At 60.4% G+C, this 6,925-nt stretch carries 5 protein-coding genes and 2 pseudogenes; 4 read left to right on the top strand and 3 right to left on the bottom strand.

The annotated features are described in order from the left end of the window. Window positions 1–46 precede the first annotated feature (46 nt). Window positions 47–481: pseudogene (locus QR64_RS03765) on the bottom strand (enoyl-CoA hydratase-related protein); the annotation flags it as partial. Between the two features lie 286 nt (window positions 482–767). Here QR64_RS03765 and QR64_RS03760 point away from each other — a divergent pair. Further along, on the top strand, window positions 768–2,354 hold the full coding sequence (locus QR64_RS03760) for a PucR family transcriptional regulator (RefSeq protein WP_039584188.1): 1,587 nt from the start codon (window positions 768–770) through the stop codon (window positions 2,352–2,354). Here QR64_RS03760 and QR64_RS03755 read toward each other — a convergent pair. Next, window positions 2,351–3,154, bottom strand: coding sequence for an enoyl-CoA hydratase (locus QR64_RS03755; RefSeq protein WP_200886469.1), 804 nt, complete (start codon window positions 3,152–3,154; stop codon window positions 2,351–2,353). The two genes, QR64_RS03760 and QR64_RS03755, sit on opposite strands and share 4 nt — an antisense overlap. 603 nt (window positions 3,155–3,757) lie before the next feature. Between QR64_RS03755 and QR64_RS03750 the strand changes: the two genes are divergently transcribed. The 3 genes and pseudogenes from QR64_RS03750 to QR64_RS03745 all read left to right on the top strand — a co-directional run bounded on the left by QR64_RS03750 (window position 3,758) and on the right by QR64_RS03745 (window position 5,839). Then, entirely contained in the window at window positions 3,758–4,591 is an 834-nt protein-coding gene (locus QR64_RS03750; protein WP_039584198.1) for a mycofactocin-coupled SDR family oxidoreductase, read from the top strand. Between the two features lie 183 nt (window positions 4,592–4,774). Then, window positions 4,775–4,954 (top strand): annotated as a pseudogene (locus tag QR64_RS28790) (LacI family DNA-binding transcriptional regulator); the annotation flags it as partial. A 60-nt stretch (window positions 4,955–5,014) separates the two neighbouring features. Then, the gene (locus QR64_RS03745; RefSeq protein ID WP_235366993.1) at window positions 5,015–5,839 is read left to right on the top strand and encodes a substrate-binding domain-containing protein; all 825 of its coding nucleotides are present in this window, start codon (window positions 5,015–5,017) and stop codon (window positions 5,837–5,839) included. A gap of 71 nt (window positions 5,840–5,910) precedes the next feature. Here QR64_RS03745 and QR64_RS03740 read toward each other — a convergent pair whose 3' ends face one another. Then, window positions 5,911–6,921 (bottom strand): ABC transporter permease, encoded by a 1,011-nt coding sequence (locus QR64_RS03740; RefSeq protein ID WP_084222278.1) that lies wholly within the window; start codon window positions 6,919–6,921, stop codon window positions 5,911–5,913. Between the last annotated feature and the right edge of the window lie 4 nt (window positions 6,922–6,925).

Genomic DNA, 6,925 nt, shown 5'->3' with positions numbered 1-6,925 from the left:
CACTCGCGGCATGAAATCTGGTGTCCACTCTCAAGGGGCAACCTCAGCGCTGGCTGCCACCCATCCCGGGCAGCACACCGAGTTTGATCTCCGGCTGGCCGAACTTGGCGGTGTCGGCGGCGATCAGGATGTCGCACATCATCGCCAGTTCACACCCGCCGCCCAGTGCGTAGCCGGCGACCGCGGCGATGGTGGGGGTGCGCACCGCGGCGAATTTCGCCCAGTCGGCGAAGAAGTCCGAGCCGAACATCTCACCGAAGGACTTGTCGGCCATCTCCTTGATGTCCGCGCCCGCGGCGAAGGCTTTCTCGCTGCCGGTGACGATGATGGCGCCGATTCCCGGATCGTTGTCGAGTTCGGCTGCCGCGGTGGTGACTTCGGCCATCACCTGACTGTTGAGGGCGTTGAGCGCCTTGGGCCGGTTCAGCGTGATGGTGGCGACGCGCTCGTCACGCTCAACGAGGATGGTCTCGAAGGTCATGGTATTTCCTATTCAGAATTGGCTGTCCAATTGGGTGTTCAGGTGTCGTTACTTCGGGTGGTGGATGAGTCTTCAGTCGGCAGACCGGTAGCACCAGCGGCGATTTGTCGGAATCGATCAGCTATTCGGTCACAATGTCCGGAGCTACTGCCGAGAAGCTCGTCCCACATGGATGTCGTGGCCAGGACATGCCAGAGTCCGGCGCCGACCAACGATTGCCCTGTTCCGCAGGCTGTGAGTCGCATGGTCGATAATAGTGTCTACGCGTGAATGAGAGGAGATTGCGGTGCTGCCGACTGTTCGGGAAGTACTGGCAATGCCGCTTCTGACAGCCTCTGACCCCGAGGTCATCGCAGGCTCCGCGGGACTGGACCGTGAGGTCCGCTGGGTGCATCCGGCGGAAGTGGCCGACATCGCACACTTGTTGCGTGGCGGAGAGATCGTCATCATCACCGGGATCGTGCTGTCCGAGGATGTCGATGCGATGCGCACCTACGTCCTATCCCTGGCGGACGCCGGCGTAGTGGCACTTTTTGTCGAACTCGGCCGACGTTGGGCGCAGGTTCCGCATGCACTGACGCAAGCATGCCAGTCTTCGGATTTGGTTCTGGTCGCGCTGCACAAGGTCGTGCGGTTCGCTGCAGTCGTGGAAGAGGTGGCCGCCCGCGTTTTCGAGTCGCAGATGGAGGATTTGAGGGCCAGCGAACACATTCACGAGACATTCACCCGCCTGGACGTCGATGCGGCAGGCCCAGAGGAAATCTTGGCCGCAGTCACGCAAATCGCCGGGATGCCAATTGTTCTGGAATCGGCGCACCATCAAGTGATCGGGTACAACTCAGCTGGACGCGACGCAAAAGACATTCTCGCTGACTGGCCTCGCCGCTCTCGCGGAGTCGGATTGGCCGGGCGTACGGGCTACGACCGACCGTCTGGGTGGCTGACCACTGTGGTCGGTTCCCGCGGCGATGATTGGGGTCGCCTTGTGATGATCACCGACAGCGTGCCAAGCCGACGCGATCACGTGCTCGTCGAGCGTGCCGCGGCGGCGCTCTCGTTGCATCAGATGAGGTCGAGAGCTCGTGATAGCGTCGAGAGGAACACTCACACAGGCTTGATCGCGGAACTGCGGGCGGTGCGGATCACGCCAGAACTTATAGTTCGGTGTGAGGCTGCCAATTTCCCGGTGCGGGACCGAAGCTTTTTTGCTGTCGCAGTTCATCAGAAACTCGGCAGCGATGTCGGTAAGAGCTGGTCCCTGACCGATCTCGCCTCGACGTTGGCGAAGTCGGCGAGAACAATGCAGATGGCAATGCTGGTGGGTGTCGAGACTGACCATGTGATCGGTGTGATCAGCATTCCACAGACACTTTCTGTTAACTCTGTCTTGGCCACTCTGGCGCGTGAGGTCAGACAGTCACTGCATGTCACGATTTCGCGGGGAGAAGTGGTGCACCGTCTCGAGGACACCTTCCGCACCCTGATCGACGCCAAGAACATCCTGGCCGCCAGTGATCCTGATGACCCGCGGCCTTGGATAACGCTCGCCGATGTGCACTTACGGGGCTTGATCCACCTGTTGCGGGATGACGAACGCCTACGCCTTTTTGCTCGCCGGGAACTTGGCCCGCTGATTGCCTACGACGCTGCGAGAGGCACCAATCTGCTCAGGCTGCTCACGGGCTTTCTCGAGACACCTGGAAGCAAAGCCGCTGCCGCGAAGTCGCTTCTTCTGTCTCGCCCGGTGCTATATGAGCGGCTCGCCAAGATCGAGAGCATTCTCGATGTGGATCTTGAAGATCCCCACATCAGAACTTCTCTGCACGTCGCTGTGATGGTGACGTCGCTGTTCGGCAACGCAGAGTTGGACTAGTGCCCGGCCCAGGTGTGGTCCTTCTTCGTGAGAAAGCCGCGTACGCCGTTGGAGAAATCGGCGGATCCGTAAACGCGCGAGAGGACGTCTTCGTCGTCGATCGACTCTGCGGTCGACTGCAATCGGCGAATGAGTTCCTTTGTGGCCCACATGGTGAGGGGAGCGTGACGGAGTATGCGCTGCACTACGGCAGCTGCGGCGTGGGAGACATCCTCGTGCACTTCTGAGACGAATCCACATGATCTCATCTCGTCTGCGCTGAAATGACGCGCATTCAAGATCATGTCAGTTGTGCGGCTGCGTCCAAAATGTCGAAGTGCAAGGTCCAGCACTTCCGCCGACAACGTGTTGCCGAGAGTTCGGGCAATAGGGACACCGAACTGTGCGGCCGGGCTGGCGATTCGGATATCGCTCGTCATCGCGATCGCCAAACCGGCTCCGAGGCAATAGCCGTCAATGGCTGCCACCACCGGTACATCGACATTGATGAGCCGTCGGATGACGCCTGACACTCGTCGCTCAAAAGCTACCGGTCCGGCCGAGTCGGTGAATCCGCTGAATGTCGAAATGTCCGTACCTGATACGAATGATCTGCCACCAGCGCTGCGTAACAACAAGACTCGGACGTCATCTTCGTCAGCGCGGTCGCACGCACGCAGCAGGCCGTCGTACATGAGCGGGGTCATGGCGTTGTGGTGGGTAGGACGATTGAAAGTGACGGTGAGGACCGGGCCGTTGCTTTCGATGAGCAGGTCCTCGGCGTGCGGTTCGCTACCTGTCAGGCTGGGCATCTGTTCCATTCTTCCTGTGTCCATACGATGAGGCTCGGGCCGGGCTGGGTAGGCGCCGACCGGAAGTGCGGGACAGTCGATTGGCCGGCGTTGACCAACCAGCGCATTCAGGGCCCCGAGCGACCCGAGATCCCCGCAAACGCTTCAGCCGGAGCCGGTGACGGCGCAGACCGGCATCTGAACGTTATCGGCTGTGCTGCAGGTGATTCTACAGAGATACCAATACGACATGTGAAGGCGATGGGGGGATCGTCGATCTATCAGTACCGCGTTCGCTCCGTATCCGTGCCGGCTCTACGCCGGCTTGCCTGCGCAGCGCCGCTGGCGCCGCACGAGATGAATATGACGTCGCCCTCCGTGGAGCGAAAGGATGCCTGCGGGGTTAGGTTGACATCCAGAATCCGTCGACGTTGCAGTGCTGCGTATCGGCCCAGCGGGTTGAATAGTGTTGAATAATATGTGCAACGAATTCACCAGTTTTCAAGGGCCGGAGGGGTAGCGAAAATCACGGCCGGGTGACTACAGTTGAGTCGAACACATTCAGCTGGCGGCACAATCAATAGAGATTAACCGTAATTTTCTGTGCTGCAACCAATTTCCCGAGGAGTGGCCATGGCAGGAAGAGTCGAAGGCAAGGTTGCTTTCATCACCGGTGCGGCGCGCGGACAGGGCCGAGCGCACGCCGAGCGCCTCGCTGAAGAAGGCGCAAACATCATAGCTGTCGACATCTGCCAGGATGTGCCCACCATCGGCTACCCGATGGCGACGTCCGAAGAACTGGCCGAGACCGCGAAACTGGTTGAGAAGCAGGGCCAAAAGGCGGTCACCATCGAGGCGGATGTGCGTGATCTGGAGGCGCTCAAGCAGGCGGTGGCGACGGGTGTTTCCCAGCTTGGCCGGCTTGACACTGTTGTCTGCAACGCGGGAATTTGCGGGCTCGTCGACGGGTGGAACATTCCGCCCGAGGCTTGGAAGGACACCATCGACGTCTGCTTGACGGGTGTCTATCACACCTGTCTGGCCACGATTCCGCAGCTGCTCGAGCAGGGTGAAGGCGGGTCTATCATGATGACGGGCTCGTTGGCGGCCAGCAAGGGCCTGCGCAATCTCGGCCACTACGACGCGGCAAAACACGGCGTGGTCGGACTGATGCGCGCGATGGCAAATGAGCTCGCAGAGCACATGATCCGTGTCAACGTCATCAACCCGCACGCGGTTGACACCATGATGGTCCACAACCTCGACACATACAAGGTGTTTGTGCCCCACATCGAGACCCCAACCCGCGAAGACGCCTCGGTGGCATTCAGAACTCTGAATGCCATGCCGGTCGACTTCATCGCCCCTCGGGAGATCTCACAGGCGGTTCTGTGGCTCGCGTCGGATGAGTCTCGATTTGTCACAGGTCAGACACTGGGGGTTGACGTCGGCGCCGTCATCAAGTGAGCAAGCCGAGCTTGCGACAGCCTTGAGCCCCCCCGGTGAGGGCAAGCTGCCCCTGGCGCTAAGCGCCAGGGGCGCTTTGCATTCAACCGGGTGCCTGACGTTGGTGGGTACACGGCATATGCTTTCCCGGGAAAGTAGGATCCGCGGGAGCATGCCCCGTGGTTTACAGAACTGAGGTCACCGATGACCGATTCACATGCAGTCCGTCCCAGCCCTGGACCGGACCGTGCCGCTGTCACAGGTTGGGACGTAGCGCGTCTTGCGGGCGTGTCCCAGCCGACTGTGTCTCGAGCGTTGCGCGGCTACGCATTCGTGTCCAATGAGACACGCCAGCGCGTTCTCGATGCAGCCCGAGAGCTCGGTTACATTCCCAATGCACAGAACAAACCGCCTGTGTCCATGCGAGCTGAGCAGATTGCAATCGTGTCCACCGATTGGGATAGTCCTTTTTATCCGCATTTGGTGGCACCGATGCAAAGCGAATTTAACGCAGTGGGCTACAGCACCGTTTTGTTCACTGAGAAAGTGGATGACACTCTGCTGTTACGCCGTTTGGTGGACAAACAGATCGGCGGCGTGATCATCACCAGTAGCTCCCTGGAGTCGACCATTCCGCGCGAACTGACCCGGCAGGGGTTTCCCGTGGTCCTGGTGCATCGGTCGCTGGACGAAGTCGAAGCAGACTCCTGCACCATGGACAACTACTACGGCGGAAGATTGGCCGCGACCGCACTGCTCGAAGCCGGTCACCGACATGTCGGCCTAATCTGCGGTCCGAAGAACACCAATACGGGACGTGATCGGGAAGCAGGTTTCTTGGCGGCGTTTTCCGGCTGTGGGGTTCCGATTGCGAACGAAGCAATACGACATGGCTCGTACAGTTATGACACTGGATACGAAGAAGCCGGACGTCTCCTGAAGAATTTGCCGGAGACCACTGCCATCTTCTGTGGCAATGACGTCATCGCACTCGGAGCTCACAGTCGAGCCACCGCCATGGGGCTGCAGGTCCCCGACGACCTGAGTCTCATCGGGTTCGACGACTCTCCTGTCGCGAGTTGGGGAGGATTCGACCTGACCACCATCAACTGCGATGTCGCGGTGATGGCAGAGCGTGGTGTAGCCATGTTGTTGGAACGGATTGCCGACCCCAAGCGGCCGCACCAGCGCGTCATCGTCCAGCCTCGGCTGGTCAATCGGCGGACGGTGGCGCCCCCGCGGCCCATCGACCGCGCCCTGATCACGTGACAGTCGCCGCATGACAGAACGGCCACTGTCTCGTTGTCGTCGAGACAGTGGCCGTTCTGTGTGCCTGGACGCTACTTGACCAGATCCAGTTTTTTGCGGTCGAGCGTCACCGCCACCGCGATCACCACGACCAGACCCTGAACGACTGTCTGTAGGAATGGGTGAACAGCTCCGATGACCATGCCGTTGGACAGTGTGGTGATGATCAGGACGCCCGTGACGGTGCGCAGTGGACCGCCCACCCCGCCTGACAACGGTGTACCTCCCATAACAACGGCGGCAACGGCGAGCAGCAGGAACGCATCGCCGAGGTCTGGAGTAGACGAGCGAACTCGGAACACTTGGAGTAGCCCAGCGGCGCCGGCCAGGAAACCGGTCAAGAGGAACGCGTAGACCTTCGTTCGGTCGACGGGCACGCCCGACAGGCGACTGGTCAACTCGTTGCCGCCGATGGCGTACATGTAGCGGCCAAGCCGAGTGCGACTCGCGATCAAGGTGGTCAACACCAGGGCGACCACCGCCCACAGCGACACCTTGGGGATTCCGAAGATGCTGCCGGTGAACCACTGGCTCAGGTCGCTGACCGCAACCGGCACCGGGCGTCCATCGGTGACGAACTTGGCAATGCCGACGAAGGTGAACGACGTGCCCAATGTGACCAGGAACGACGGGAGCTTTGCATAAGAGACCAGGAGACCGTTGGCCAGGCCGCAGATCAACCCGATGAAGGGGCAGAGCAGAAAAACCCAGGCTCCGTACTGCTGCGCGAGGGTGGCGCAAACAGAGGCGCTGAGTGTGACGATGGCCCCGATGGACAGGTCGATGCTTCCCATCAAGATCGGGAAGGTCGCCGCGATCGCCAGCACCAGGAGCACCGAGGACTGGCTCAGGATGTTGAGGCCGTTGTTCTTGGTGAGGAAGGTCGAGTTCATCAACGTGAACACGACGACAAGAACGATCAGAGCGCCGAACGGTGCTGCCGTGTTCCAGTGCTCACGCAGAAATCCCATGGCATCAGGGCGTGGAGGGTTCTGCGACGACGGTTGGTGGGTGCGTTCAGCTTGCTGCGTGTTGTTTGACATTTCT

The sequence above is a fragment of the Rhodococcus sp. Chr-9 genome, from assembly GCF_000801125.1.
In the GTDB taxonomy this organism is placed as follows: domain Bacteria; phylum Actinomycetota; class Actinomycetes; order Mycobacteriales; family Mycobacteriaceae; genus Rhodococcus; species Rhodococcus pyridinivorans.
Note: the sequence above shows the minus strand (reverse complement) of the source record. Positions and strands in the feature narration are given on the sequence as shown.

Bases quoted from the DNA above. Each gene is read 5' to 3' on its own strand.
- QR64_RS03755 (WP_200886469.1), bottom strand. From the start codon at position 3,154: ATGGAACAGATGCCCAGCCTGACAGGTAGCGAACCGCACGCCGAGGAC.
- QR64_RS03750 (WP_039584198.1), top strand. From the start codon at position 3,758: ATGGCAGGAAGAGTCGAAGGCAAGGTTGCTTTCATCACCGGTGCGGCG.
- QR64_RS03740 (WP_084222278.1), bottom strand. From the start codon at position 6,921: ATGTCAAACAACACGCAGCAAGCTGAACGCACCCACCAACCGTCGTCG.